Annotated in this window: 24 protein-coding genes; 15 read left to right on the top strand and 9 right to left on the bottom strand. The window is 71.7% G+C overall.

Features of this window, described 5'->3' with window-relative positions:
- Nucleotides 1-365 (bottom strand): recombinase family protein (locus tag GA0115233_RS34650; RefSeq protein ID WP_141689615.1); only part of this gene is annotated, 365 nt, incomplete at its 3' end.
- A 464-nt stretch (nucleotides 366-829) separates the two neighbouring features.
- On the opposite strand from GA0115233_RS34650, the gene GA0115233_RS34645 reads away from it, so the two are divergent.
- From GA0115233_RS34645 to GA0115233_RS34630, 4 genes are read left to right on the top strand one after another with little or no spacing between them, the layout of a single operon-like run.
- Nucleotides 830-4,039 (top strand): tetratricopeptide repeat protein, encoded by a 3,210-nt coding sequence (locus GA0115233_RS34645; protein ID WP_093724297.1) that lies wholly within the window; start codon nucleotides 830-832, stop codon nucleotides 4,037-4,039.
- Nucleotides 4,029-6,596 (top strand): AAA family ATPase, encoded by a 2,568-nt coding sequence (locus tag GA0115233_RS34640; RefSeq protein WP_107406482.1) that lies wholly within the window; start codon nucleotides 4,029-4,031, stop codon nucleotides 6,594-6,596. Before GA0115233_RS34645 ends, GA0115233_RS34640 begins: the two co-directional genes overlap by 11 nt.
- A gap of 6 nt (nucleotides 6,597-6,602) precedes the next feature.
- A complete protein-coding gene (locus tag GA0115233_RS34635; RefSeq protein ID WP_093724295.1) occupies nucleotides 6,603-7,880 on the top strand; it encodes a CHAT domain-containing protein in 1,278 nt (425 codons plus the stop codon).
- On the top strand, nucleotides 7,877-8,851 hold the full coding sequence (locus GA0115233_RS34630) for a hypothetical protein (RefSeq protein WP_176712044.1): 975 nt from the start codon (nucleotides 7,877-7,879) through the stop codon (nucleotides 8,849-8,851). Before GA0115233_RS34635 ends, GA0115233_RS34630 begins: the two co-directional genes overlap by 4 nt.
- 12 nt (nucleotides 8,852-8,863) lie before the next feature.
- On the opposite strand, the gene GA0115233_RS34625 is transcribed toward GA0115233_RS34630, so the two are convergent.
- The gene (locus GA0115233_RS34625) at nucleotides 8,864-9,106 is read right to left on the bottom strand and encodes a hypothetical protein (protein WP_093724294.1); all 243 of its coding nucleotides are present in this window, start codon (nucleotides 9,104-9,106) and stop codon (nucleotides 8,864-8,866) included.
- Nucleotides 9,099-9,959 carry a mycothiol conjugate amidase Mca gene (mca, locus tag GA0115233_RS34620; RefSeq protein ID WP_176712046.1) on the bottom strand — a complete coding sequence of 287 codons (861 nt, stop codon included), beginning with the start codon at nucleotides 9,957-9,959 and terminating at the stop codon, nucleotides 9,099-9,101. Before mca ends, GA0115233_RS34625 begins: the two co-directional genes overlap by 8 nt.
- Nucleotides 9,960-10,094: 135 nt before the next feature.
- Here mca and GA0115233_RS34615 point away from each other — a divergent pair, with 135 nt between their 5' ends.
- Nucleotides 10,095-10,493: a DUF4307 domain-containing protein gene (locus tag GA0115233_RS34615; protein ID WP_093724292.1), complete on the top strand. Its 399-nt coding sequence runs from the start codon at nucleotides 10,095-10,097 to the stop codon at nucleotides 10,491-10,493.
- A 191-nt stretch (nucleotides 10,494-10,684) separates the two neighbouring features.
- On the top strand, nucleotides 10,685-11,185 hold the full coding sequence (gene greA / locus GA0115233_RS34610) for a transcription elongation factor GreA (RefSeq protein ID WP_093724291.1): 501 nt from the start codon (nucleotides 10,685-10,687) through the stop codon (nucleotides 11,183-11,185).
- 76 nt (nucleotides 11,186-11,261) lie between these two features.
- Here greA and GA0115233_RS34605 read toward each other — a convergent pair whose 3' ends face one another.
- The 3 genes from GA0115233_RS34605 to ilvA all read right to left on the bottom strand — a co-directional run bounded on the left by GA0115233_RS34605 (nucleotide 11,262) and on the right by ilvA (nucleotide 14,456).
- Nucleotides 11,262-12,107, bottom strand: a complete 846-nt coding sequence (locus tag GA0115233_RS34605) for an ABC transporter permease (RefSeq protein ID WP_093724290.1) — start codon at nucleotides 12,105-12,107, stop codon at nucleotides 11,262-11,264.
- Nucleotides 12,104-13,081 carry an ATP-binding cassette domain-containing protein gene (locus GA0115233_RS34600; protein ID WP_093724289.1) on the bottom strand — a complete coding sequence of 326 codons (978 nt, stop codon included), beginning with the start codon at nucleotides 13,079-13,081 and terminating at the stop codon, nucleotides 12,104-12,106. Before GA0115233_RS34600 ends, GA0115233_RS34605 begins: the two co-directional genes overlap by 4 nt.
- A 145-nt stretch (nucleotides 13,082-13,226) precedes the next feature.
- Entirely contained in the window at nucleotides 13,227-14,456 is a 1,230-nt protein-coding gene (gene ilvA, locus GA0115233_RS34595) for a threonine ammonia-lyase (protein WP_093724288.1), read from the bottom strand.
- A gap of 163 nt (nucleotides 14,457-14,619) precedes the next feature.
- Here ilvA and GA0115233_RS34590 point away from each other — a divergent pair, with 163 nt between their 5' ends.
- The 3 genes from GA0115233_RS34590 to GA0115233_RS34580 all read left to right on the top strand — a co-directional run bounded on the left by GA0115233_RS34590 (nucleotide 14,620) and on the right by GA0115233_RS34580 (nucleotide 16,029).
- Nucleotides 14,620-15,135 carry a MarR family winged helix-turn-helix transcriptional regulator gene (locus GA0115233_RS34590; protein WP_176712045.1) on the top strand — a complete coding sequence of 172 codons (516 nt, stop codon included), beginning with the start codon at nucleotides 14,620-14,622 and terminating at the stop codon, nucleotides 15,133-15,135.
- A gap of 145 nt (nucleotides 15,136-15,280) precedes the next feature.
- Nucleotides 15,281-15,784: a sigma factor-like helix-turn-helix DNA-binding protein gene (locus GA0115233_RS34585; RefSeq protein ID WP_093724287.1), complete on the top strand. Its 504-nt coding sequence runs from the start codon at nucleotides 15,281-15,283 to the stop codon at nucleotides 15,782-15,784.
- Entirely contained in the window at nucleotides 15,781-16,029 is a 249-nt protein-coding gene (locus GA0115233_RS34580) for a hypothetical protein (protein WP_093724286.1), read from the top strand. Before GA0115233_RS34585 ends, GA0115233_RS34580 begins: the two co-directional genes overlap by 4 nt.
- A gap of 254 nt (nucleotides 16,030-16,283) precedes the next feature.
- Here GA0115233_RS34580 and GA0115233_RS34575 read toward each other — a convergent pair whose 3' ends face one another.
- A complete protein-coding gene (locus GA0115233_RS34575; protein WP_093724285.1) occupies nucleotides 16,284-17,438 on the bottom strand; it encodes a cystathionine gamma-synthase in 1,155 nt (384 codons plus the stop codon).
- Nucleotides 17,439-17,571: 133 nt separating this feature from the next.
- Here GA0115233_RS34575 and GA0115233_RS34570 point away from each other — a divergent pair, with 133 nt between their 5' ends.
- Entirely contained in the window at nucleotides 17,572-18,690 is a 1,119-nt protein-coding gene (locus GA0115233_RS34570) for a hypothetical protein (RefSeq protein ID WP_093724284.1), read from the top strand.
- Between the two features lie 79 nt (nucleotides 18,691-18,769).
- Here the strand turns inward: GA0115233_RS34570 and msrA are convergent, their stop codons facing one another.
- Complete coding sequence (msrA, locus tag GA0115233_RS34565; protein WP_093724283.1) at nucleotides 18,770-19,276, bottom strand: peptide-methionine (S)-S-oxide reductase MsrA; 507 nt, start codon at nucleotides 19,274-19,276, stop codon at nucleotides 18,770-18,772.
- 139 nt (nucleotides 19,277-19,415) lie between these two features.
- On the opposite strand from msrA, the gene GA0115233_RS34560 reads away from it, so the two are divergent.
- Genes GA0115233_RS34560 through GA0115233_RS34545 form a run of 4 tightly spaced genes read left to right on the top strand, consistent with a single transcriptional unit; the run spans nucleotide 19,416 to nucleotide 22,945 of the window.
- Nucleotides 19,416-19,997, top strand: a complete 582-nt coding sequence (locus GA0115233_RS34560) for a DUF3885 domain-containing protein (RefSeq protein WP_255310453.1) — start codon at nucleotides 19,416-19,418, stop codon at nucleotides 19,995-19,997.
- Between the two features lie 23 nt (nucleotides 19,998-20,020).
- Nucleotides 20,021-21,238 carry a hypothetical protein gene (locus GA0115233_RS34555; RefSeq protein ID WP_255310452.1) on the top strand — a complete coding sequence of 406 codons (1,218 nt, stop codon included), beginning with the start codon at nucleotides 20,021-20,023 and terminating at the stop codon, nucleotides 21,236-21,238.
- 13 nt (nucleotides 21,239-21,251) lie between these two features.
- Complete coding sequence (locus GA0115233_RS34550) at nucleotides 21,252-22,361, top strand: serine hydrolase domain-containing protein (RefSeq protein ID WP_093724282.1); 1,110 nt, start codon at nucleotides 21,252-21,254, stop codon at nucleotides 22,359-22,361.
- Nucleotides 22,358-22,945 carry a hypothetical protein gene (locus GA0115233_RS34545; RefSeq protein ID WP_093724281.1) on the top strand — a complete coding sequence of 196 codons (588 nt, stop codon included), beginning with the start codon at nucleotides 22,358-22,360 and terminating at the stop codon, nucleotides 22,943-22,945. Before GA0115233_RS34550 ends, GA0115233_RS34545 begins: the two co-directional genes overlap by 4 nt.
- Before the next feature lie 37 nt (nucleotides 22,946-22,982).
- On the opposite strand, the gene GA0115233_RS34540 is transcribed toward GA0115233_RS34545, so the two are convergent.
- A complete protein-coding gene (locus GA0115233_RS34540; protein WP_093724280.1) occupies nucleotides 22,983-24,026 on the bottom strand; it encodes an NAD(P)-dependent alcohol dehydrogenase in 1,044 nt (347 codons plus the stop codon).
- A 169-nt stretch (nucleotides 24,027-24,195) separates the two neighbouring features.
- Between GA0115233_RS34540 and GA0115233_RS34535 the strand changes: the two genes are divergently transcribed.
- Nucleotides 24,196-25,110 (top strand): helix-turn-helix domain-containing protein, encoded by a 915-nt coding sequence (locus GA0115233_RS34535; RefSeq protein WP_093724279.1) that lies wholly within the window; start codon nucleotides 24,196-24,198, stop codon nucleotides 25,108-25,110.
- The last annotated feature ends 54 nt before the right edge of the window (nucleotides 25,111-25,164 follow it).

Raw genomic sequence — 25,164 nt, 5'->3', positions numbered from 1 at the left:
GATTGCCGGCGGTCGAACTCGTCGAGCCTCCGGCCAACCGCACCCATGCCGCGTCGGTCGAAGCGGTCCGTCTTCCACACGCCGAGCGTCGTGGACTTGCCGTCCATGATCGCTTGTGTGGCCTTCTCGAACTCCCTGCGCCGAACGTAGGTCTTGGAGGCCGAGAGTTGTTCGAACCAGACGTGCCGGATCTGAAGCCCGTTCGCCTGCGCCCAGCGCACTACGTCTCGCAGATGCCCCCGCAGCGTGGCCAGGTCTTCCTTTTTGTTGCTCCGTCGCAGGTAGGCATCCATGAGGCCCGACGGGTCCGCCGTAGCAGGCTTGTCCAACCCCAGGGTTTCCAGTTCCTCAGGGCTGAGCCCCAACCCGACGAGCGTCGCGTGATCCTCGCACCACAACCCCCTCTGTTCTCAGGGGAAATAATACGAAGTGATGGACCTTAGGTAGCTACTTTCTCAAAGTGCGGCATAATTCAGTCGCCGTCCACCGAGTACCGGTCGAAACCACCGCCGAGCTGCTCGTCGATCCCGCCCGGGCCATCCGCTCACAGGGGTTGGCGGCCATGTGCAGGTCACCCTCGGAGCCGGTGCGTAGCCGACGCTGAGCATGACGGATTTCCCGCTGCTGCGGGCCTCCTCGAATGCCTCCCTCGACCAGGGCATACCCCCATCCCCGCGCACCGGCCCATGCCTCCGCGCCCCGACACCGCGGCGCCCACGCGCCCCCATGGGATCTCCCCGATCTCCCCCTCCCCCGGCCCCCTCCCCACGGCGCCCCCTGGGCAGCACACTTGACCAAGAACGCCGTTGCCGCCGGAGGGGGACGTCACATGCGGGACAGCCATCGGGCCGAGGCCGAGAGGCTGTTGGCCCGGGCCGTGGAGGAAGAGGTACGGCGCTCCGGCGGACGCGTCGACGGGAACGTCCTGCTGTCCCGGGCACGGGGCGCCCTGGACGCGATGGCGCAGACGGCGGCGGAGGAGTACGCGGCGTACACCCGTGCGCTGGACGAGGCGGAGGCCGGCCGGCTCACCTTCGGCCAGCGCTACGCCCGCGAGGGCGGCACCACCCCGCTGCTGGTGGCGGGCATCGCCGGGATCACGGCCGCGGTCGCCGACCTGGCGCTGGGCACGGGCACGGGTACGGCGCTGGCGGCGGGCGCGACCGTCGGCGCGGCGGGCGCGGTGGCGACCGTGGTGAAGGTGGCCGGGGCGCATCTGCCAGCCGCGCACCACCAGGCCGGGGCGGCGGGGCAGCCGGGCGGTCCCGAGCAGCTCAGGCTGTCCTGGCTGACCGCGCTGGAGGTACGCGGCATCCGGCCCTTCCTGGACCAGCAGCGCGTGCTGAGCGCGTCCACGGCCTCGCAGGCCCCCTCGTTGCGCGGCACCGACAAGAGCGCGGCGGCGCGCAGACGGACCGTGCTGGAGCAGTCGCTGGCCCAGCTGCCGGAACCGGCGGGGGTGTTCGCCGGGCGGCGGCAGGAGCTGGCGCGGATCCGGCAGTGGGTGCAGGCGGCGCGGGCCAGTACCGAGACCCGGCCGACGGTGGTGGTGCTGCACGGGGCGCCCGGCAGTGGCCGTACGGCGCTGGCGGTGCGGGCGGCCCATGATCTGAAGGACCAGTTCCGCGGCGCCTGCGTGGTGGACCTGCGCGGCGGCAGCGGGGAGGAGCCGCCGCTGTCCACCCGGGACGCCCTGCTGCATCTGCTGAACCGGCTCGGCGCCCCGCGCGAACAGCTCCTCTTCCGCGAGCGCACCGCCCCCGACCAGCAGGTCAAACGGCTCGGCGAGCTGTACCACCAGCATCTGACCGGGCTGCCGGTCACGGTGATCCTCGACGACGCCGGCGACCCGGAGCAGGTACGCACCCTGCTCCCGGAACGCTCGGACAGCCTGGTCCTGGTGACCGCGCGCGAACCCCTCGCCGTGCCCGAGGACCGCGCCGCCTGGGTGCACCACCTCCCCGTGGAACCGCTCGACGAGGCGGGTGCGGAGGAACTGCTCGGCGCCGTCGCGCAGGACTCCTCCGGCCCGTACGACGCCGAGTCCGCCGACAGCATCCGCGAGCTGTGCGGCGGGCTGCCCCTGGCCCTGCGCATCGCGGGCTCCTCCCTCGGCCCGCGCTCCCCCCGACGCCTGGCGACGGACCTCGGCGCGTACGGCCCCGTGGGGCCGGTGGAGCGGGTGCTCTGGCTGCGCTACACCGACCAGTCCGAACCCGCCCGGCGTCTGCTGCGCCGGCTCGCGCTGGCCGGACGCGCCTCGCTGGGCGCGGCAGCGGCGGCGGCCCTGCTGGCGACGGACGAGACGGAGGCGGCCCGGCACCTGCGGGCCCTCGCCGATGCGGGCCTGATCGACCACGTACGGGGCAGCCGCTACCGGCTGCACGACCTGGTCCGCGCCTTCGCCCAGGCCCGTCTGCTCGACGAGGAGGAGCAGACGGAGCGCGCCGCCGCGCAGGAACGCCTGATCGTCAACTACGCCGACCTCGCCGACTCGGTGCTGCGCCTGGTCGACGGCAACATGTCGACCCGCTCCGACCGGTTCAGCCCGCACGGCTTCACCTCCCTGGACGAGGCGCTGCGCTGGCTGGACGACGAGTCCAGCTTCATCACCTCGGCGCTGCGGCACGCGGAGGGCGTCAACCAGTCGGCGGTGCTGGAGCTGCTGGGCGCGCTGTGCGACTACTGCCTGCTGCGCGGCGACCTGTACCGGCTGGGCGAGATCAGCGACCTGGCCCAGGCCGTGGACCAGGGCCTGCTGATGCGCTCGGTGCAGTGGCGCACCGGCATCGCGGCCCGCCAGCTCGGCGAGCTGGACAAGGCGCGCACCACCCTCGCCTCCGTGGTCGACCTGTACCTGGAGGCCCACCAGGACGCGGGCGCGGCCCGCGCGCTGTGCTCGCTGGGCATCACCCTGCACCACCAGGGCCAGCTCACGGAGGCGGCGAGAAAGCTCAGAGAGGCCCTGGACCTGCAGGCGGCCCCGCAACTGGCCACCGACCGCGCGTGGACGATGCACGCGCTCGCCGCCGTGGAACGCGACCGCGCCCACCTCTCCGAGGCCCTGGACCTGCTCACCCGCTCCCTGGAACTGCACCGCGCGGGCGAGTCCGTGCACGGCGAGGCGTGGGCCCACTTCCAGCTCGGCCAGCTCGCCCTGCGCATGGGCGACGTCCCGCGCGCCGAACGCGAACTGCGCGACGCCCTCGACCTGTACGGCCGCACCCGCGACGCCCGAGGCGAGGCGTGGGCGCTGACCCAGCTGGCCCGCGCCCGCCTGGTCGACGGCGACCCGTCCCCGGCGGTGGAGGGCCTGCGCGGGGCGGCTGCCCGGCACCGCGAGAACGAGGACGCGCGGGGCGAGGCGTGGACCTTGTACTACCTGGGCCAGGCCCTGGAGGAGACCGGTGACCTGGACCAGGCGGTCCGCGAACTGGAGCGGTCCCGCACCATGTTCTCCCGGATGCGCGACGTGTACGGCCTGGCCTGCGCCCGGCACCACTCGGCGCGGGCCACCCGTGACCTGCGGGCCGCCCAGACCGGCTCCCTGCGCAACTCCGGCTTCGCACGCCAGCTCCTGGTCGACGCCCGCGCCGACTTCCAGCGCATCGGCGTCGCACACGGCGAGGCGTGGACCTGCCTGGAGCTGGCGGTGGTCGACGCGGGCAACGCCCGTACGCAACAGGCGCTCGCCCTGTGCGACGAGGCGGCGGCCCTGTTCTCCTCCTACGGCGACCGCCGCGGCGAGGACTGGGCCCGCTTCCTGCGCTGCACGCTCCTCCCGTACGCGGCCCCCGGCGGCGTGGAGGTCGGCACGGCGGTCGCCCAGGAGGAACTGGCCCAGCTCTCCCGCGACGGCCACGCGGCCCGCGACGAAAAACTGGAGGAGTACGTCAGCGCCTACCGCCTCTTGCTGGAACGGGGCGTGAACCTGGAAGCGGGCTGGCAGGCTTGGCGCCTGAGGATGGTGCCGAGCCGGCATGCCCGGGAGGTGATGGGCGTGGCGGTGACGGTGGCGGGGAGGTCGAGTGGCGGTTGAGTTGCGGGGGCCTTCGCCGGTGCCGGACTTCGGGGCGGTCAACGGGGAGGGTGACGACCTCCCCACGGTCCTGGGCGCCCTGCCCGCGGGCGCGGTCCTACGCCCGTTCGTGATCGTCCTGCACGGCCCGCCCGGCGCCGGGAAGTCCACCCTGGCGGCGGAGGTGGCACGGCGGTACGCCGATGAGCAGTGGCGGCCGTCGGGCAGCGGCCCGCTCCCGGTGCACTGGCTCTCCTTCGGTGGCGCGTCGGTGGACGCGCGGGAGATCTTGCTGCGGCTGCTGGCGGAGTGCGGAGCTCCGCGCCAGGACGTCATCCGCGCGGCCTTGGCGCCGAACCGCAAGTTCGACCGCCAACTGCGGGAACAGTGCGAGGAGTTCGTCCGTGAGCGGGTCGTCGTGCTGGACGACGTGAGCCCGGCCGTCGCGCGGCCCGTGCTGAAGGTGCTGCGGCACTGCTATCGGCTGAGGGTGATCGTCACCTCGCGTCGGGAACACGGATGGCGGGGCGTCGATCTGCGGTACTCGGTGCGGCCGCTCGCCTCGGAGCTCGACTCCGAGTTGCCGGAGCCGCGCTTACGGCGCTCGCTGGAACAGCTTTCCGCCCAGGAGCGAATCCTCCTGGACTTCCTCGCCTCAAGGCGCTCCCGCGCGCCCTTCACCACGTTGACCATCCGGCCGTCGAAGCGGCGCGACGCGATGGCGGGGCTGTTGGGGCTGGGGCTGGTACGGCGGGTGCACGAGGACCGGTTCGCGCTGTCGGAGCGGGTCCGTGGGACGGTGCTGAGCCATCCGTCCGTACTTGTGACGCCGCACAAGGACGTGACCTGGGAGCTGGCCGGAGCCGCCGTTCAGCTCCTCGAAGCGTCGGCAGGCCTGCTGGACGGCCGGAAGTTCATGGAGACCGAGGAACTGGTCCCACTCCTTCCTCATGAACTCGTCCCGCACATCGACGAGTTCATGCAGTTGCCGGCCGAGACGCGCCGACTGCGGGCGAAGCACTTGGAGCAGCGGCTCATCAGCGCGCTGGCGACGATCCTCGCTTTCCTCGGGGACGCCCACCGCCTCGTGGCACTGCTGCGCCGGTCCCCGAAGAACCGTGCCGTACGCCGGGCCCTGTGCGCACTCGCGAGGGACGTGGGTCTGCCGGATACGGCACAGTCCCTGATCCACGGCGACACCTCGGCGGACGCCGACTTCGAGAGGGCGGCCAATCATTACGCGACCGGTCACCTGGACTCCGCCCGGGACGCCCTCGGTGAACCGTTCGAGACGGAGGACATCGACACCGCCTGGGCCCTCCTGCTCCGCGGAGCTGTCCTGTGCGACCAGGGCCATGTGCTGGAGGCCGAGCGTCATCTGCGGTTCTCCGCCGACCTGCACCGGGCGTTCGACTGCCGACGCGGCACCGGCTGGGCGTTGCTGCACCTGGCCCGGGTGAGTCTGTTGCAGGGGCACGACACCGAGGCAGCGCACCGGCTCCGGCAGGCAGCCGAGGTGGCGGAGGCACTTGGGGACGTCCGCGCACAGAACTGGGTGGAGACCGAATGGCTCCGGCTCCGCGCCCAGCGCCGCGACAACCCGGCCGCACCCGACCGGGACCGGCTCGTCCTCGCGGCCCACGAGTCCTTCGAGGACGCCCGCGGGATGGGCTGGACCCACGTTTGGACAGGGCACGCGTACGAAGGCGCGGGCGAGCACGCCAACGCGGAGGCGGAGTGGGAGGAGGCCCTGCGACGGTTCGCCGGGTGCCAGGACGCGTTGGGCCTCGCCTGGACCCGGCACCGACAGGCACTGACATTTGCATCGGACCGCGCCCACAACGCCCATTGGGCGGACGCTTACTGGGCGTTCACCGAACTCGGCTGCGCATACGGGAGCGCCTGGACAGCTCTGGAGATCGCGGCTCGCGCCCCCGGCCGCGCCCTGTCGCAGTCGTACCTGACCATCGCGCGGTGGGTCTTCGAGTTGCTGAACGACACAAACGGCCAGTCCTGGGCCGAAGCCGTCGGCATGGCCCACGCCGACGACGCGACGGCGCCCACCACCGGCTCGCACATGAGCGACGACATCCGCCAGTTCCTGGCGAACCACGAAGCCGGTGAGCCCACCCCCATTCCGCTCCACGCCCGAGACCTGATCCTCATCCAAGGCCAGTCGGACACCTCCGCCGGCTGCCGCGTCCGCATCACCCTCCTCGACGAGTCCCCCACCGCCGACACCACCGCCCGCCTGCTCGTCCGGGTCGCCCCGGGACCCGGACACCCCTGGGCCTCGAACCCCCGCGCCACCCCCTGGCTGACCGCCACCGCACTCCCCCTCACCCACGCCACCCTCGAACCGGCCTCCGCGCTCCTGCGCCCCTCCGAGCAGGAGGAACACGGCGCCGAGTTCGACTTCGTCCCGCACCGCACCGGAACCCATCGCCTCCGGTTCACCATCGCCCTCGAAAGCACCGGAACGGTCCTCCAGCAAGTGGAAACAGAGCTCGACATCCTCGACACCGGCCAACCGGGCAACCACGCCGCACCGCATGCCGTCACCCCGCGCGGACGGTAGCCCGCCATGCCCACCGAACTCCCCGTGCATGTCGTCCAGGACCCCAGCCGCGGTTTCACCACGCTGCCGGACCAGCTGACCCGCGCCCCGGACATCACCGTATGCGTGGAAAGCGTGGGCGAGGACCGCGTCCGGGCTAGGTTCTACGGCCCCGCCGTGCCCTCGCTGCACGGCACCGAGCACCGGGTCGACCTTCTGGTGCGCCCCGCCGACGTACGCCTGGCCGCGGCCCGGCTGTGCCGCATGTGGAAGGAGCACTTCGTCGACCACCGGCCCGAGGACGACCCCGAGAACACCTACGCGACTCTGGTGGACCTGCGCTCCCGCCCGCTCGGCGAGGTCTACGACATCGTGGAGGAACTCGCCCTCGTCGGCTCGGAGTTCCTCAACGGCACACTCCTCGGCGCGGCCGACGAACGCGTCGAGCGTTTCCGCGACTACCTCACCGAGGCGCTCGGCTCCCGTGACAACCTACGCGTCCGCTTCGACTCCGACCTGCACGTGCCGTGGCCGATGGTGTGCCTGGAGCAGCGGGTGGCCCGCGGCGCCGGACTGAATGCCCTCTTCCCCCGCTTCCTCGGCTACCGCCACCAGATCGAGCAGACCGGCGGCGCCTACCCCTGGCTCACCGGGCTGCGGGACGCCCCCGACGTCCCGGCCGTCAGCCTCAACCACGACACCCGCCTCGACCGCAAGGGCCGTACCCGGGCCGCCGACGTCACCGCCGTGCTCGCCAAGGGCACCCGCTTCGCCGAGCGCACCACGTACCGCGAGCTGGTGGACGCCCTCGGTCGTCACGACCTGTGTGAGCAGCTCATGTACTTCTGGTGCCACGGCCACTTCGTCCCGAACGGCTCCCAGCCCGCCTCTCTCGCGCTCAGGCTCACCGACAACAAGACCATCGACGCGCAGACCGTCAAGGACCGCAGACGCCGCTACGGCAGCGAGAGCCCCTTCCAACCGTTCGTGGTCCTCAACGCCTGCCACGCCGGGGTCCCCGAGGGCGGCGGTGACCACAAGTTCCTCAGCGGGGCGCTGATCGAGGCGGGCGCCCGGGGCGTGCTGGGCCCGCAGATCGAGATGCCGCAGGCGTTCGCCGCCGAGTACGCGCTGGAGTTCCTGACCCGCTACCTCGGCGGCGCCGGCACGGCCGGCGAGATCGCGCACACCCTCGCCCGCTACTTCGCCGACGAACTGCGCAACCCCCTCGGCCTCGCCTACGCCCTCCACCACGGCATGGACACCCGCCTGGAACGCGCCGAGCCGGAGGAGGCCACCGTATGAGCAACCACGTGCACACCGTCCACCTCGGCAACGACGGATGCCTCCTGGAGGAGACCGCCGCCGGACTGCGCCCCGTTCCCGCCGACCGGCTCCTCGACCACCTCGCCGAGGAGCTGACCCCGCCCGCGTGGGCCACCGACCTGGTCGTCTACGCGCACGGCTGGCGCACCCCGCCCGAGGACGCCCGCGCGATGGTGGACGGACTGATGGGGCTCGCCGCCGAGCGGTACGCGCACGGCTCGTACCCGGGGCTGCCGGAGTGGCGTCCGTGGACGGTGCTGCTGTGCTGGCCGTCGGGCAAGCGGCGCAGCATGGGCGAGTACCGCAAGATGCGGGACCGGGCGCACGCGCTGAGCAGAGACGGGCACGCGGGGCGAGTCCTGGGCAAGCTCCTGGGATACGTGGACGCCCGGCGCGGGGATCCCGCGGCGCCGCCCGTGCTCGGCACCCGTGACGGGCAGTACCTGCACCTAGTGGGGCACTCCTTCGGGTGCCGGGTGCTGTGCGAGGCCGTGGGGTGGGCGGCCGAGGGGCCGGACACCCTGGGGTGGGGCATGCCGGGGCCGCCGGACCGGCCGTTCACGGCGGACTCGATGCTGCTGTTCCAGATGGCGGCGCCACGTGACGCCTTCGCGACCCTGTTCGCGACGCTCGACGAGGCACCGCTGCACGGCCCCGTCGTGGCGACCTACGCCGAGGCGGACCGCGCGACCGGCCCCCTGCACAAGTGGGCGGAGAAGCGCACCGGGATCGGGCACGCGGGCATCGGCACCGCGCCCGCCCCGGTCTCCGCGATCCGGATGCGCGGCACGGACGCGCCGTATCCGCGCGAGGAGCTCGACCACCGGTTCGTCAGCGTGGACGCCTCCGAGGTGTACGTCCGCCGCGGCGGCTGGTCCGGCGCCCACTCCGACCACGTACGGCCGGAGTCGGCACATCTGCTGCTGTCACTGGCCGAGCACGCGCGGTGAGGGCGGGCGGGGTCAGCCCTTGTCGGCGTCGGCCGCGGGGGCGGCGTCGGCCTTGGGCTCCTCCTCGGCCTCCGTGAAGGCCACCTTGCCCATGTGCTTGTTCATCGACTTCATCAGGGCCCAGACGGCGAGGGCCATCACCGCGAAGACGATGAAGCCGAGGACACCGGGGGTGACCTTGTCCTCGTCGACCTCCTTGGCGAAGGTGGCCAGCTGGGTCATTGCCAGGCTTGCGCTTGCGCTCATGTCAGGCATTGTCCCGGACGCCCGCGAAGAGGTCGTCCTCGGGGAGGGAGGTATCGACGAGGGACTTCGCCAGCTCGTACTCCTCCGTCGGCCAGACCTCCTTCTGGACCTCCATCGGCACCCGGAACCAGCCGCCGTCGGGGTCGATCTGGGTGGCGTGCGCGATCAGGGCCTTGTCGCGGATCTCGAAGAAGTCGGCGCAGGGGATGTGCGTGGTCAGGGTGCGCTCGGTCCGCTCGAACTCGTCCCAGCGCTTGAGCCACTCCCCGTAGGGGGACTCCAGGCCACGGTCGAGCATGGCCTGGTGCAGGGCCTCGGTGCGGGGGCGGTTGAAGCCCTGGTTGTAGTAGAGCTTCAGCGGCTGGTAGGCGGGGCCGTACTCGCCCTCGGGGTACTTCTCGGTGTCCGCGGCGCCCTCGAAGGCCACCATGGAGATCTTGTGGGTCATGATGTGGTCGGGGTGCGGGTACCCGCCGTTCTCGTCGTAGGTGGTGATCACCTGGGGACGGAAGGAGCGGATCTTGCGCACCAGTTCCCCGGCCGCCTTGTCGACGTCCTCCAGGGCGAAACAGCCCTCCGGGAGCGGGGGCAGCGGGTCGCCCTCGGGCAGGCCGGAGTCGACGAAGCCGAGCCACTCCTGCTTGACGCCGAGGATCTCGCGGGCCTCGTCCATCTCCTTCTTGCGCACTTCGTGGATGTGCTCCTCGATGTACGTGTCGCCCTGGAGCTTGGGGTTCAGGATGGAGCCGCGCTCCCCGCCCGTGCAGGTCACGACCAGCACGTCCACCCCCTCGGACACGTACTTCGCCATGGTGGCCGCGCCCTTGCTCGACTCGTCGTCGGGGTGGGCGTGGACGGCCATCAGTCGCAGCTGGTCAGTCAAGACTCAATCCTCGTCGGTCGGCGCCCCCCGTGCGTGAGGCGCATACGGCGGCTTCTATAGTGACCGAATCGGGGGCCGAATAATTCCGGGGCCCGGCCCCGCGAGAGGACGATCATGACCACGGCGAGCACGCGACCGCCCGAGGGCCGCTACGGCCGTTCCTCGGACGAGCGCTCCGACCGGCGGCTCAAGCTCGCCGGCGCCGTGTTCGGTGCCCTGCTGCTGGCCCTCATGGGCTACTTCGCCTACTACTACGTCGGCCAGAACAAGATCAGCGCCGAGGTCATCGAGTACGACTTCACCGACCGCGCGGTCAAGGTGCATCTGGAGGTCCGCAAGGACTCCGGGGCCTCCGGCTACTGCACGATCCGCTCCCAGTCGGAGAGCGGCGCCGAGGTGGGCCGGGCGGACTTCCGCTTCGACGGCGACGAGACCCGGATCGACAGGGTCGTCACGCTGCGTACGACGGCGCGCGGGACGACGGCGGAGCTGCTCGGCTGTCACGCGGACTGACGCGCGGGCGGCGGACGCGACCGGGTTCGCTCGCAATACTTACGCGCTGACCTGCGTTGACGTAATTCTGGTGGCTTATGTCCTCCCCCTTCGGCCATCCAATTGTTAGGCTCGTGGTTTCGCCCATCCGGGAGGGAACATTCTTCTGGTAGGGCGATGCTTTGTATTCCCAGTACCGACGAGGAGCACCTGTGACCCAGACCAGCGAGTCCGTCACCTGGCTTACCCAGGAGGCGTACAACAAGCTCAAGGAGGAGCTTGAGTACCTTACTGGTCCTGCGCGCACGGAGATCGCCGCCAAGATCGCGGCCGCGCGCGAGGAGGGGGACCTGCGTGAGAACGGCGGGTACCACGCGGCCAAGGAAGAGCAGGGCAAGCAGGAACTCCGTGTGCGCCAGCTGACCCAGCTCCTGGAGAAGGCGAAGGTCGGTGAGGCGCCGACGTCCGCGGAGGGCGAGGTCGCGCCGGGCATGGTCGTGACGATCGCCTTCGACGGCGACGAGGACGACACCCTGACGTTCCTGCTCGCCTCGCGCGAGTACGCGAGCTCCGAGATCGAGACCTACTCGCCGCAGTCCCCGCTGGGTTCCGGCGTGATCGGCCACAAGGTCGGCGAGGACGCGGAGTACGAGCTGCCGAACGGCAAGAAGGCCTCGGTGCGCATCCTGAAGGCCGAGCCGTACAGCGGCTGAGGCCGTCCGTACGTCTTCCACGAAGCCCCGGTGCCGGTACGGCGCCGGGGCTTCGTCGTGCCCGGGGTCCGGGCGGTCACACCGAGGCGGAGCGGTACTTGCGGACCGCCAGTGTGCGGAAGATCGCCACGATGAGGACCGAGTAGATCAGTGACGCCCAGACCGGGTGCTGCATGGGCCAGGCGTCCGAGGTGGAGACCCCGGGGTTGCCGAAGAGCTCGCGGCAGGCCTGGACGGTGGCGCTGAAGGGGTTCCAGTCGGCGACGTGCTGGAGCCAGGGGGTCATCCGGCTGGAGTCCACGAACGCGTTCGAGATGAACGTGACCGGGAACAGCCAGATCAGTCCGCCCGAGGTGGCCGCCTCGGGGGTGCGCACGGACAGGCCGATGAGGGCGCCGACCCAGGTGAAGGCGTAGCCGAGCAGGAGCAGCAGGCCGAAGGCGGCGAGCACCTCGCCGAAGCTGGTGTGGGTGCGCCAGCCGACCAGCAGGGCGACCAGGGCCAGCACGAACAGGGTGAGGGCGGTCTGCACCGAGTCGGCCAGGGTCCGCCCGGTGAGCACCGCGCCGCGGGCCATGGGCAGGGACCGGAAGCGGTCGATGAGGCCCTTGTGCATGTCGTCGGCGATACCCGCCCCGGCGCCCGCGGTGGAGAAGGTGACGGTCTGCGCGAAGATGCCGGCCATCAGGAACTCGCGGTAGACGCTGGAGCTGGTGCTGCCGCCGATGTTCATGGAGCCGCCGAAGACGTAGCTGAACAGCACCACGAACATGATGGGCTGGATCAGCCCGAAGATGATCATGTCCGGGAGTCTGGACATGCGGATCAGGTTCCGCTTGGCGACGACCAGGGAGTCCCGGAGGGACTGGACCAGGGGGTGGGCGGGGGCCGTCACCGGGACGGCGTCGGTGGCGGCGGTCACTTGGCTGCCTCCTTCTCGGTGTCGTTGTCCCTCGCCTCGGCCACATGGCCGGTCAGGGAGAGGAAGACGTCGTCGAGGGTGGGTCGGCGCAGGCCGATGTCGTCGATCTCGATGCCGCGGGTGTCCAGCTCGCGGATGACCTCGGCGAGCAGCTTGGCGCCGCCGGTCACCGGGACGGTGAGCTTGCGCATGTGCTCCTCGACGGTGGTCTCGCCCTTGCCGAAGCCGCGCAGTACCTCGGAGGCGGTCCGGATGTGCTCGCGCTCGTGCACCACGACCTCCACGCGCTCGCCGCCGGTGCGGGCCTTGAGCTGGTCGGAGGTGCCCTGGGCGATGACATGGCCGTGGTCGACGACCACGATGTCGTGGGCGAGGTGGTCGGCCTCCTCCAGGTACTGCGTGGTCAGCAGCAGGGTGGTGCCGCCGGAGACGAGCCGTTTGATCACGTCCCAGAGCAGCTGCCGGTTGCGCGGGTCGAGGCCGGTGGTCGGCTCGTCCATGAACATCACGGGCGGCGAGACGACCAGGGCCGCGGCGAGGTCGAGGCGGCGGCGCATGCCGCCGGAGTAGGTCTTGGTGGGGCGGTCGGCGGCGTCGGTGAGGTCGAACTGCTCCAGCAGTTCCTCCGCGCGGGCCTTCGCGGCCTTCGCCCTCATCTGGTAGAGCTGGCCGACCATCTGCAGGTTCTCGCGGCCGGTGAGGTATTCGTCGACCGCGGCGAACTGGCCGGACAGCCCGATGGAGCGGCGTACGGCGTCGGGGTTCTTGAGCACGTCGATGCCGGCGACGACGGCCTTGCCGCTGTCGGGGCGCAGCAGGGTGGTCAGGCAGCGGACCGTGGTGGTCTTGCCCGCTCCGTTCGGCCCGAGCAGGCCGAGGACGGTGCCTTCGGGCACGTCGAGGTCGACACCGTCGAGTGCTCGTACCTCTCCGAAGGTCTTCACCAGGCCTTCGGCATGGATGGCGCCTGGCATATGAGTCTCCACGTCGTCGGGGATTCTTCGAGTCAGGGATTCTTCGAGCGCAGTCTTCGAGCGCAATCTTCGAGACACACCATAACGCGATGTATCGCGTCTCACAATGCAGTTACCCGAAGGAGTGAACGCGGGCTGGCCCGCGTCAGTCCATGACCGTGTACCCGGCCTCGCGCAGGGCCTGGCCGACCTCGGCGCAGTGCGCCGGGCCCTTCGTCTCCAGGTGCAGTTCGACCTCCGCCTCGGTGAGCCCGAGCCGCGGATCGGTGCGTACATGACTCACGTCCAGGACATTGGCGTCCACCGCCGACAGGACCCCGAGCAGCGTCGCCAGGGCGCCGGGACGGTCCGTCAGCCGCAGCCGTACGGCCAGGTAGCGGCCCTGTGCCGCCATGCCGTGCCGCAGCACCCGCTCCATCAGCACCGGGTCGACATTGCCCCCGGAGAGCACCGCGACCACCGGGCCCTCGAAGGCGCCGGGCTCGCTCAGCAGCGCCGCGACCGGGCTCGCCCCGGCCGGCTCGACGACCAGCTTCGCCCGTTCCAGACACAGGAGCAAGGCGGTGGACAGCTCGTCCTCGGAAACCGTGCGGACCTCGTCCAGCAGCTCACCGATGATCCGGAACGGCACGTCACCGGGCCGCCCCACCTTGATGCCGTCCGCCATCGTCGCCGGGTTGCCCACCGACACCGGATGCCCGGCCGCGAGCGAGGGCGGGTACGCCGCCGCGCCCGCCGCCTGCACCCCCACGATCCGCACATCGGGCCGGAGCGCCTTCACCGCCACCGCGATCCCGGCCGCGAGGCCGCCGCCGCCCACGCCGACGACGATCGTGCGCACCTCCGGGCACTGCTCCAGGATCTCCAGGCCCACCGTGCCCTGGCCCGCGATGATGTCGGGATGGTCGAAGGGGTGGATGAACACCGCGCCGGTCCCGGCCGCGTACTCCTGGGCGGCGGCCAGCGTCTCGTCGACCACCTGGCCGTGCAGGCGCACCTCGGCGCCGTACTCCTCGGTCGCGCTGATCTTCGGCAGCGGGGCGCCCTTGGGCATGAACACCGTCGAGCGGACCCCGAGCAGCGCGGAGGCCAGGGCGACGCCCTGCGCGTGGTTGCCGGCGCTCGCCGCCACGACCCCGGCGGCCCGCTCCTCCGGCAGCAGCCCGGCGATCCGCACATAGGCGCCGCGCAGTTTGAACGAGCCGGTCCGCTGGAGGTTCTCGCACTTGAGGTGCACCGGCGCACCCACCAGCTGGGACAGGTGCCTGCTGCCCTCCATGGCCGTCACCCGCGCCACGCCCGTGAGCATCTTCTGGGCGCCGCGCACGTCGTCGAGCGTGACCGGCGGCATCGGCTCGGCCTTGCGGTAGCTCATGGCCCAAGTCTCGCAGTTCACCCCGGCACCCGGCCGCTGTGACCAACCTCCGAGACGGGTTTGGGCAGCGCCGGTACGGCCCGCGCCCCGGCCGCGTACCCTGTCCCCCAACCCAGCACCCCTTTCATGAAGTGAGCCCCCGGCCATGCCCACAACACCTGAAATGTCGATGGACATGTCGACCGTCGGTGACACCGGTCTCCTCGACACCCTCCAGCACGAGGTGGCGGTGTTCGCCCGCCGTGCCGAACAGACCCGGCTCGGCGGGGTCGGGCAGGTGCGCAACTCCATGGACCGCGCCGCATACCTGCTGCTCAACCGCCTCGACAAGGAAGGCCCCATGGGGGTCAAGGCGCTCGCGGCGAGCATGGGCATCGACTCCTCCACGGTCACCCGGCAGGTGGCTCCGCTGGTCGACACCGGGCTCGTCAAGCGCACCTCGCACCCCGAGGACGGGCGCGCGGTCGTGCTCCAGCTCTCCCCGCGCGGGCAGGCCCGCCTGGAGGAGGTGCGCTCCTCCCGGCGTCAGCTCATGGCCGAGCTGACCCACGACTGGGCGCCGGAGGAGCGCGAGGCGTTCTGCACGCTCCTGACGCGCTTCAACACCGCGCTCTCCGACCGCATGGCCGCCCACGGCCTGCCCGCGGCGGAGGCCGCCCCCGCCTCATCGGCCTCCTGAGCCAGCCGGGTCCGCACACGCGCGTGCCGCCCGGCTCTTGACCCCGGGCCGCCCCTGGGCCTCATATGAAACCGGGTCCTGTTCGTACGCCCGTACGTGGCCGGGATCCGTCGACTCAGGGGGTCGCCCTCAGGCGGGAGGCGCGGTGCGAGAACGGCTGGTGGCCCAGGACGCGCGCCGGGCCCGGGAGTTCGAGGCGTTCGTCGCGGGCGCCGCGGGCCGGCTGCTGCACACCGCCACGCTGCTCACGGCGGAGTCACCGGCCGACAACCCGCGCGCCCGGCGCCTGCTCACGCATGCCCTCGCCCACACCTACGCGGGCTGGGACCGGCTGCGCGGCGAGGATCCCTACGACGACGCCCGTCAGCATCTGGCCACGCGCTACGCGCGGGGAATGTGGCACCAGTACGGGGGTCTCGGCCGCTCCCGCCCGCACCCCGACAGCCCGCTGGCCGCCCTCGGCCCGCAGGAGCGCCTGATCCTCGTGCTCAGGCTGTTCGAAGGGGTCGCCGAGGAACAGACGGCGGCCCTGCTCGGGCTGCCCGTTGAACGGGTACGGACGATCTGCGACCGGGCCACGGCCGGCCTGCTGCACCCGCGGCGCGGGCCCGCCCCGGCGGTCGTCCGGGCGAGGACGGCGACGCCTTGAACCGTTCGGAACGCGAGAACGCCGCCCGGCGGATCATGGAGCGCACCCCGCCCGTCGTACCGCCCGACCTGTGCGCGCGGGCCGTGCGGCGCGGCGGGCGGCTGCTGCGCCGCCGCAGGATCGCGCTGCGGCTGCTGTGGCTGCTGCTGTTCGCCGCGGCGGTGGCGTTCGCGGTGTGGTCGCTGACCGTGCGCCCGTGGGTGGAGCCACCGTCGGAGGTGACTCCACCGCTCACCGGCTGGTGATCCGGGTGTTGGGCTAGGGCCTGTCGTTTGGATCATCCCGGCGTCGCGGGGTCTGGCACGCACTCCCCCAGAGGGGGGACCCCCAGCCGCGTTGTCGTCGGTCGCCGACGCTCCGCGTCGACTCCCTCCTCCGCCTTGCAGCTGCACGCTCCCCCACGCTCGAACAACCTCGCGCGGGGGCACCCCCATCGCCCCCGCTCGGCTCAGTCACGACGGACCGTCGATCAGAGCCAGGCTGATCCAAACGAAAGGCCCTAGCCGAGCGCCTGCTGAAGGTCCTCCAGGAGGTCCTCCACGTTCTCGATGCCCACGGACAGGCGGACCAGGTCGGCGGGGACCTCCAGGGCCGAACCGGCGGCCGAGGCGTGCGTCATGCGGCCCGGGTGCTCGATCAGGGACTCGACACCGCCGAGGGACTCGCCGAGCGTGAACACCTTGGCGCGGTTGCAGACCTCCACGGCCGCCTCCTCGCCGCCGGCCACCTGGAAGGAGACCATGCCGCCGAACGCCTTCATCTGCTTGGCGGCGACCTCGTGCCCGGGGTGCTCGGGCAGGCCCGGGTAGAGCACCTTCGTCACGCGCGCGTGCCGGGAGAGCATGTCGGCGACCTTGGTGGCGTTCTCGCTGTGCCGGTCCATGCGCACGCTCAGCGTCTTGGTGCCGCGCAGCACCAGCCAGGAGTCGAAGGGCCCGGCGACCGCGCCCATCGCGTTCTGGTGGAAGGCCAGTTCCTCGCCGAGGCCCTCGTCGGCGACGATCAGGGCGCCGCCGACCACGTCGGAGTGGCCGCCCATGTACTTGGTCAGGGAGTGCACCACGACATCGGCACCGAGCGACAGCGGCTGCTGGAGGTAGGGCGTCGCGAAGGTGTTGTCGACGACGAGGCGCGCGCCCGCGTCCCGGGCGATCTGCGCGACGGCGGCGATGTCGGTGATGCCGAGCAGCGGGTTGGAGGGGGTCTCCACCCACACGGCCTTGGTCTTCGGGGTGATCGCGGCCCGTACGGCGGCCGGGTCGCTGGTGTCGGCGACCGACCACTCCACGCCCCAGCGGGCGACGACCTTGGCGAAGAGGCGGAAGGTGCCGCCGTAGGCGTCGTTGGGGATGACCACGTGGTCGCCGGGGCTGAGCAGCGTACGCAGCAGGCAGTCCTCGGCCGCCAGCCCGGACGCGAACGCGAGACCCCGTCGGCCGCCCTCCAGGGCGGCGAGGTTCTCCTCCAGGGCGGTCCTGGTGGGGTTGGCGCTACGGCTGTACTCGTAGCCGCCGCGCAGGCCGCCGACGCCGTCCTGCTTGTAGGTGGAGACCTGGTAGATGGGCGGGACGACCGCGCCGGTGAGGGGGTCGGCCGTGTTGCCCGCGTGGATGGCGAGCGTCTCGAAGTGCTGACTGATGTGCCTGTCGCTCATGGGTCACGAGCGTAGTGCTCCGACGGCGCTGATGACGGCCGAGGAGCCAACGGGCGAGGTTGTCCACAGGCGGTTGTCCACAGGTACGGGACCGGGTTGGCCAATTGTCGGCGTGGTCTGGAACCCTTGAGGCATGGAGATTCTCTTGGTCCTGTGGGCCGCGCTGATGATCGGCTTCGTGCTGGTTCCGTTCTTGCGACGGCGGCGGGGCATGCTTCAGCAGGTCCCGGCGGGCCACCCGGACGCCGCGGACCCGGCGAACTACGGCTTCGCCCGGCAGGAGGAGCTGGACGTCCGAATGCCGGGCCCCGACCAGGACCTGCTGGACGTGCTGGACCTGGTGCAGCGCACGCAGGACTACCGCGCGGCCTCCCAGTTGCTGGCGGGCACCGAGGCGGCCGGCGAGCGGCGCTGGCAACGGGTGCAGGCGTTCGCGGGAGCCGCGTCGCTGGAGCTCCAGCAGCGGCCGGGCGGCGTCGGTGACGCGCCGGGCGGCCAGTGGCTGCGGGTGTGGCGGGCCGAGCAGCCCAAGGACGCGGGCGGCGCGGCGGTGCACGCGGAGTTCCTCGTGCAGCAGGCGTGGCGGACCGCGACGCCGGGCACCGACGAGTTCCGGATCATCATGGAGGAGGCGAAGGCGGCCTGCGGCGAGGCGGCCTTGCTCGCCCCCGGTGACCCGGTCCCGTACATCGTGGAGCTGTCGGTGGCCCGTGGGCTCGGGTACACCCAGCCGGAGTTCGAGCAGCTCTGGCTGAAGATCCTGGACCGCGCGCCGAACCACATGGGCGCCCATCTGGCGGCGCTGCACTACTGGTGCGAGAAGTGGCACGGCTCGCGGGAGCAGGCGTACGGCTTCGCGGAGGCCGCCGCGGCCCGTGCGCCGGAGGGGTCGCTGCTGGCCGCGATGCCGCTGTTCGCGGTCTTCGAGCACCTGCCCGAGGTCAATCTGGTCACCGGCTTCTACGAGAGCGAGGTCGTCACCAAGGCGATCCACGGCGCGCTGCACGCGGTCCACTCGGCCCGCCCGGACGACCCGATGCTGGCCCATGTCCGCCATCTGCTGGTGTTCTTCCTGGTGCGCGCCGAGCGCTGGGCGGAGGCCATGAACCAGCTGATACACGTCGACGGCCATGTCGGCGCGCTGCCCTGGACGCTCTCCCCGGACCCGGCGGCCGAGTTCGCGGTGTACCGGGCCCTGGCGGTGGCGGGCTACGAGGCGAACGGCGGCAGCCCGGCGTCGCTGCCGCACTGAGGCACGGCAAGGCCCCGCACCTCGTGTCACCGAGGTGCGGGGCCTTCGCGTTCTGCCCTTGTCGCGGCGCCCTTCGCGGTCAGCCCTTGTCGCGGACCGGCAGTCGCCATCCCGGACGCGGGAAGTGGCAGGTGTACCCGTTCGGGTAGCGCTGGAGATAGTCCTGGTGCTCCGGCTCGGCCTCCCAGAAGTCGCCGACCGGCTCCACCTCGGTGACGACCTTGCCGGGCCACAGCCCGGAGGCGTCCACGTCCGCGATGGTGTCCTCGGCGATCCGCTTCTGCTCGTCGTCGACGTAGTAGATCGCCGAGCGGTAGCTCATGCCGATGTCGTTGCCCTGGCGGTTCTTGGTGCTCGGGTCGTGGATCTGGAAGAAGAACTCCAGGATCGCGCGGTAGTCGGTCCGCTCGGGGTCGAAGAGGATCTCGATGGCCTCCGCGTGCGTGCCGTGGTTGCGGTACGTCGCGTTCGGCACGTCACCCCCGGTGTATCCGACCCGCGTCGACGTCACGCCCGGCTGCTTGCGGATCAGCTCCTGCATTCCCCAGAAGCACCCACCGGCCAGCACGGCCCTCTGCACGGCCATCACGGCCCTCCCATCTGTGTCGGGCCGACCCGTTCGTCGGCACGCTCGCCCACTGCCCTCAACGCACGCGGCGGCCGGGCGATTCCACGCCCGGTAATCCAGTGGCGACGCGAGCACCGCCCCCTCCAGTCTGTACGCCATGGAAGAACCCCTGGCCGCGCTGTGGCGGCAGCGGCACCCGTCGGTCCCGCCGCTCGCCCACACCTTCCGCACGCGGTTCGCCGACCGGTGGGTGCGCTACCACAGCCTCCCGGAGTCCAAGCGCTACGCGGAGTCCGAGGAGGAGTACGCCGTCGTGCTGGACCGGTACAACACGGCCCTCGACGAGCTGTTCGCCGGACAGGACGTGTACGTCGTGACGACGGAGTGGTCGGTGACCCCGGACGGGCCTGCCGGCCGGCCCTCCCCGCGGCGGGAGCTCCATCCCGGGGGCGTCCACTGGTGGACCGACGCGGATGTGTCGGACCCCGACCCGGAGTTCCACACCTACACCCGCCTCTACGTCGACCGCCGCCCGTGGCGGCGCGGCCGCGCCGACGCGTTGCTGCGCGCGGTCGCCGACGAGCGGATCGTCGACGTCTTCTTCACCGACACCGGACTGCGCCGCATCCACTGCCCCTACGACGGCGGCGCCGACCTGATCCTCACCGGCTCCGCCGAGCGGGACGAGTTCCTGGAGCGGCACTCCGCCTGGCTCTCCGACTACCGCTCCGGCCGCTGACCGGGAATGGCTACGGTGTCGCGATGACCGACGTGGAGATCTTGAGCGAGGAACGGATCGGCGCTCCGGTGGAGCGGCTGGTGTGTCATCCGAGGCTGCCCCTCGTCGCCGGGCTGGACTCGGTGCGGCCCGCGGTGCGGGTGTGGGAGTGCGCGGACGGGCGGCTGCGGGAGGTGGGCGGGACGGGCGGTCGGCCGGACCCGTACGGCGATGCCTTCGGGTGGGACCGGTGCGAGCGCACGCCCGTGCCCGCCTGGCATCCCGAGCGGGCCGAGCTGGTGGTCTCGGCCGAGGGAAAGGTCGTCCGGTGGACGCCCGCCGGGATCGAGGACGCCGTGCACATCCCGGACGGGGCCGAGTACCGGAACCTCGCCTTCGCCCCCGACGGGCGGACCCTGTGGGGCTCGCCCTCCACGAAGGCCGGGGAGCGCTCCGACGTCATCGACCTGGACACCGGCGCCGTCGCCGTCGGGCCCTGGTGGGACACCGGGGTCGCCGCGCACCCGGGAGGCGGGCTCCTGCTCACCCTCAGCAGTGACCAGGGCGCCACCCACGGCCTCTTCGCCCGGGCGACGGGACCCGGGCCGCGGCCGCTGCACCGGGCCGTCGTCCTCGACTGCGACGGCTACGAAACGCCCCTGTTCAGCCCGGACGGACGGCACTTCGCGATCCGCGGGAACGCCTACGACAACTCGGTCGACGTCTTCGCCTTCCCGTCCCTGGAGCGCGTCCTGTCCACCCCGCTCGGCGAGCCCTCCCCCGGGTACCCGTACCCACCGGAGTGGCTGGAGTCCATGGAGGCCTGGTCCCGGCACAACCTCGCCTTCGCCGCCGACCCCGGCCTGCTGTGGGTCGGCACCCCGAGGGGCAGCCTCGTCGCCCTGGACCTGGAGACCAGGCAGGCCGAGGAGCACCCGCTCCTGGACGGCTCCCGCGTCACCGCGCTCGCCACCACCGCGACCGGCGAGTTCGTCGTGGCCGGAAGCGGGGGCGAGCTGGCCCTGCTGTCCGTGCCCGTCTGCCGTACCGCGGACTCCGCCACCGCGAGGACCGCCGTCACCGCCTTCCTCGACAGCACCCATGAGATCCCCGAGGACGGCGACCCGGAGGAACACCTCCTCCTGACCGACGGCGTCCGTACCTGGTCCGCGGACGACCTCGACACGGTCGCCACCGCCGACGACAACGACCCCACCTGGCTCCGCATCCAGGCGACGGTCAACAGCCTGCGGAACCAATAGAGAGAAGAGACCCATGGCCGACATCCAGGGCACGTACGACGATCTCTTCACCGCCGTTCCGGGCACGCTGGCGCGGTTCCTGGACGAGGGGGACGCGGGCGGCTCGGTCGCCGTGTTCGTGGACGGACAGCCGGTGGTGGACGTCTGGGGCGGTCACACCGACGCCGACCGGAGCCGGCCCTGGCAGCGGGACACCCTCGTCAACGTCTGGTCCGTCACCAAGACCATGACGGCCCTGTGCGCCCTCGTGCTCGCCGACCGCGGCGCCCTCGACCCGGACGCGCCCGTCGCCCGCTACTGGCCCGAGTTCGCGGCGGCCGGGAAGAAGGGCGTGCTGGTGCGGCACGTGCTCGCGCACACCGCGGGCCTGCCCGACTGGGATCCGCCGCTCGACATCTCCGAGCTGTACGACTGGGCCACCGCCACCTCCCGGCTCGCCGCGCAGGCGCCGGAGTGGGAACCGGGCACCGCGGCGGGCTACCACTCGCTCACCCAGGGCTTCCTGGTGGGCGAGCTGGTACGCCGGGTCACCGGCCGCACCCCGGGCACGTTCTTCGCCGAGGAGGTGGCCGGACCGCTGGGCGCCGACTTCCACATGGGCCTGCCCGAGGAGCACGACGCCCGCGTGGCCCCCGTCCTCCCGCCGCACGGCCGGGACGAGGACTACGCCGCCCGTCCGCCCGGCGCCGGAACCGCGCCGCACACCGCCGCCCTCCGCGTCCGGGACGGCAACAGCACCGCCTGGCGCCGCGCCGGGACCCCGGCCGCCGGCGGCTTCGGCAACGCCCGCTCGGTCGCGCTGGTCCAGTCGGCGCTCGCCTGCGGCGGCTCGGTCGGCGCGACCCGGCTGCTGTCGCGTGCGGGGTGCGACCGGGCCCGGGAGGAACAGTTCGAGGGCGAGGACCGGGTCCTCGGCATGACCACCCGCTGGGGCCTCGGCTACGGCCTGTTCGGCAGCTCCTGCGGCTGGGGCGGCTGGGGCGGCTCCCTGGTCATGATCGAACCCGAGTCCCGCTCGGTCGTCGCCTACGTGACCAACCAGATGCGCGAGCCCGCGGAGGACACCCGGGGTCTGGAGCTCGTGATGGCCGCCCAGGACGGAATCGAGGCCCTGCGCACGTGACGACTCCCTACCAGCGCGGGCTGCGCGACCGGCTGCTCGCGGCACCGGTCCGGCCCGCCCCCGAACCGTGGCGGCCGGTCTTCGGCCCGTACCGGAAGCCGGAGTTTCCTCCTTGCGCGGCCGTCGGCGGACTGCTCGGCATCGGGTTCGCCACCCACCCCGACACCGGTCACGACCTGGTCCTGGTCGTCTCCAGCGCGGGGCACGGTCTCTTCGACGCCGTGACCGGGGAGAGGATCGCCCGCGACCGGGACCCGGACGCCGATGTCAGTGCCGCGGACCTCACCTGCCCCGGCCTCGGCCCGCTCGCCGGGCGCCGGGTCCCGATTGCCGGGATCGACGGCGGGGGCCTGCACGCGGGGACCGGGGACGGCTGGTGGGTGGAGGTCCAGGTGCCGCGGTGGCCGGACGAGCAGGTGCTGCTCTCCAACGGCGGGCAGTTCCACAACAGCCCGCACGAGGAGGGCTGGTGGCACATCTTCCACTCCCGGTACTCCACGTTCCGGGCCGCGGGCTTCTCCCCCTCCGGCCGTACGCTCGCCGTGGCGACGAGCAGCGACCTCACCCTGTGGACACGCGCGTAAGGGTCCTGGAGGAGCGACAACCTCCAGGACCCCCGGATCAGATCGTCGAGGCGTCGATCACGAACCGGTACCGCACATCGCTGCTGAGCACCCGCTCGTACGCCTCGTTGATCTCGCTCGCGGCGATCAGCTCGATCTCCGCGCCGAAGCCGTGCTCCGCGCAGAAGTCCAGCATCTCCTGGGTCTCGCGGATGCCGCCGATGCCGGAGCCGGCGAGGGACTTGCGGCCCATGATCACCGAGAAGAGGTTCAGCGAGACGGGCTCCTCGGGGGCGCCGACGTTGACGAAGGCGCCGTCCGTCTTCAGCAGGGACAGGAACTGGTCCAGGCTCAGCGGGGCCGAGACCGTGGACAGGATCAGGTCGAAGCTGCCCGCCAGCTCCTGGAAGGTCTTCGGGTCGCTGGTGGCGTAGTAGTGGTCCGCGCCCAGCTTCAGCCCGTCCTCCTTCTTGCGCAGGGACTGCGACAGCACCGTCACCTCGGCGCCGAGCGCGTGCGCGATCTTGACGCCCATGTGGCCGAGACCGCCCATGCCGAGGATCGCGACCTTCTTGCCGGGACCGGCGTTCCAGTGCTTGAGCGGGGAGTACGTGGTGATGCCGGCGCACAGCAGCGGTGCCGCCACGTCCAGCGACAGCCCGTCCGGGATGCGCACGGTGTAGTTCTCGTCCACCACGATCTGGCGGGAGTAGCCGCCGTAGGTGACGTCGCCGTTCTTGTCGACGGCGTTGTACGTGCCGATCATGCCGCCGCCGGTGCAGTACTGCTCAAGACCGGCCTTGCAGTTGTCGCACTCGCGGCAGGAGTCGACCATGCAGCCGACGCCCACCCGGTCACCGACGGCGAACTTGGTGACGCCGGAACCGACCTCGGCGACCACACCCGCGATCTCGTGGCCGGGGACCATCGGGAAGATGGCCTCGCCCCAGCCCTCGCGGGCCTGGTGGATGTCCGAGTGGCAGATACCGGCGAACTTGATGTCGATCAGCACATCGAACTCGCCGACCGCGCGGCGCTCGATGGTGGTGCGCTCCAGCGGTGCCTTGGCAGCGGGGGCGGCATACGCAGCGACAGTGGTCATGGGAGCGGTTCTCCTAGAGGTCGTGCGCCCGGCTGCCTTCCGTCCGGGCACGTCCACCACCCTGCCGCTCCCGCCGGCCGCCACCCAGCCCACCGCTTTGCGTACGTCCGCTGTGCCTACTACTGACGGGGTCAGGCTGGTGTGCGTACGACCGGGAATACTGGAAGCCATGGACGTACAGCCCGAATCCCCGCAGGAGCAGGGGCCCGGCGGCCTGGACCGGCGGGCCGAGCTCAGCGAGTTCCTGCGCACCCGGCGTGCCCGGCTGAAGCCGGAGGACGTGGGGCTGCCCACCTTCGGACGGCACCGCAGGGTGCCGGGGCTGCGCCGGGAGGAACTGGCCCAGCTGGCCGGGGTCTCGGTGGCGTACTACACGCGTCTTGAGCAGGGCAACGGACGCAATGTCTCGGCGGAGGTGCTGGACTCCATCGCGCGGGCGCTGCGGCTGAGCAGCGCCGAGCACCAGCATCTGACGCATCTGGCGAAGCCCAAGCAGCACCGGAAGAAGCCCGCCGAGCGCGCCCAGCAGGTGCGCCCTGCGCTGCGGCACCTGCTGGACTCGATGACGGAGGTCCCGGCGTACGTGACGGGCCGCCGCTCCGACATCCTGGCCTGGAACCGTATGGCCGCCGCCCTCTTCGGCGACTGGGGCGCGCTGCCGCCGCAGGAGCGCAACTGGGCGCGGCTGGTGTTCCTGAACCCGGACTACCGCGAGCTGTTCGTGGACTGGGACCAGAAGGCGTACGACATGGTCAGCTATCTGCGCATGGACGCGGGCTGCCATCCGGACGACCCGAAGCTGTCCGCCCTGGTCGGTGAACTGTCCGTGAAGAGCGAGAAGTTCCGGCTGCTGTGGGCGACCCATGACGTCAAGGAGAAGACCTACGGCGTCAAGCGCATGCGCCATCCGCTGGTCGGCGATCTGACGCTGTCCTTCGAGTCGTTCCCGCTGGCCGACGGCAGCGAGCAGTTCCTGGTCACCTACCACGCCGAACCGGGCACGCCGTCCGCCGAAGCCCTGCGGCTGCTGGCCAGTTGGGGCGCGGACGCGACCCGGGCGGGCACCGGGACCGCGCGGCCCTGAGCGCTTCTCATCCAGCTCTTATTCCGGCCTTACCCCTTCATCACGCGCCGTCCC

Source organism: Streptomyces sp. DI166 (genome assembly GCF_900091315.1).
GTDB lineage: Bacteria > Actinomycetota > Actinomycetes > Streptomycetales > Streptomycetaceae > Streptomyces > Streptomyces fuscus.
Note: the sequence above shows the minus strand (reverse complement) of the source record. Positions and strands in the feature narration are given on the sequence as shown.

Excerpts from the sequence above, each read along its gene's own strand:
- GA0115233_RS34645 (WP_093724297.1), top strand. The coding sequence starts at position 830 with ATGCGGGACAGCCATCGGGCCGAGGCCGAGAGGCTGTTGGCCCGGGCC.
- GA0115233_RS34635 (WP_093724295.1), top strand. The coding sequence starts at position 6,603 with ATGCCCACCGAACTCCCCGTGCATGTCGTCCAGGACCCCAGCCGCGGT.
- GA0115233_RS34630 (WP_176712044.1), top strand. The coding sequence starts at position 7,877 with ATGAGCAACCACGTGCACACCGTCCACCTCGGCAACGACGGATGCCTC.
- GA0115233_RS34625 (WP_093724294.1), bottom strand. The coding sequence starts at position 9,106 with ATGCCTGACATGAGCGCAAGCGCAAGCCTGGCAATGACCCAGCTGGCC.
- mca (WP_176712046.1), bottom strand. The coding sequence starts at position 9,959 with ATGGCCGTCCACGCCCACCCCGACGACGAGTCGAGCAAGGGCGCGGCC.
- GA0115233_RS34615 (WP_093724292.1), top strand. The coding sequence starts at position 10,095 with ATGACCACGGCGAGCACGCGACCGCCCGAGGGCCGCTACGGCCGTTCC.
- GA0115233_RS34600 (WP_093724289.1), bottom strand. The coding sequence starts at position 13,081 with ATGCCAGGCGCCATCCATGCCGAAGGCCTGGTGAAGACCTTCGGAGAG.
- ilvA (WP_093724288.1), bottom strand. The coding sequence starts at position 14,456 with ATGAGCTACCGCAAGGCCGAGCCGATGCCGCCGGTCACGCTCGACGAC.
- GA0115233_RS34590 (WP_176712045.1), top strand. The coding sequence starts at position 14,620 with ATGTCGATGGACATGTCGACCGTCGGTGACACCGGTCTCCTCGACACC.
- GA0115233_RS34575 (WP_093724285.1), bottom strand. The coding sequence starts at position 17,438 with ATGAGCGACAGGCACATCAGTCAGCACTTCGAGACGCTCGCCATCCAC.
- GA0115233_RS34570 (WP_093724284.1), top strand. The coding sequence starts at position 17,572 with ATGGAGATTCTCTTGGTCCTGTGGGCCGCGCTGATGATCGGCTTCGTG.
- msrA (WP_093724283.1), bottom strand. The coding sequence starts at position 19,276 with ATGGCCGTGCAGAGGGCCGTGCTGGCCGGTGGGTGCTTCTGGGGAATG.
- GA0115233_RS34560 (WP_255310453.1), top strand. The coding sequence starts at position 19,416 with ATGGAAGAACCCCTGGCCGCGCTGTGGCGGCAGCGGCACCCGTCGGTC.
- GA0115233_RS34555 (WP_255310452.1), top strand. The coding sequence starts at position 20,021 with ATGACCGACGTGGAGATCTTGAGCGAGGAACGGATCGGCGCTCCGGTG.
- GA0115233_RS34550 (WP_093724282.1), top strand. The coding sequence starts at position 21,252 with ATGGCCGACATCCAGGGCACGTACGACGATCTCTTCACCGCCGTTCCG.
- GA0115233_RS34540 (WP_093724280.1), bottom strand. The coding sequence starts at position 24,026 with ATGACCACTGTCGCTGCGTATGCCGCCCCCGCTGCCAAGGCACCGCTG.
- GA0115233_RS34535 (WP_093724279.1), top strand. The coding sequence starts at position 24,196 with ATGGACGTACAGCCCGAATCCCCGCAGGAGCAGGGGCCCGGCGGCCTG.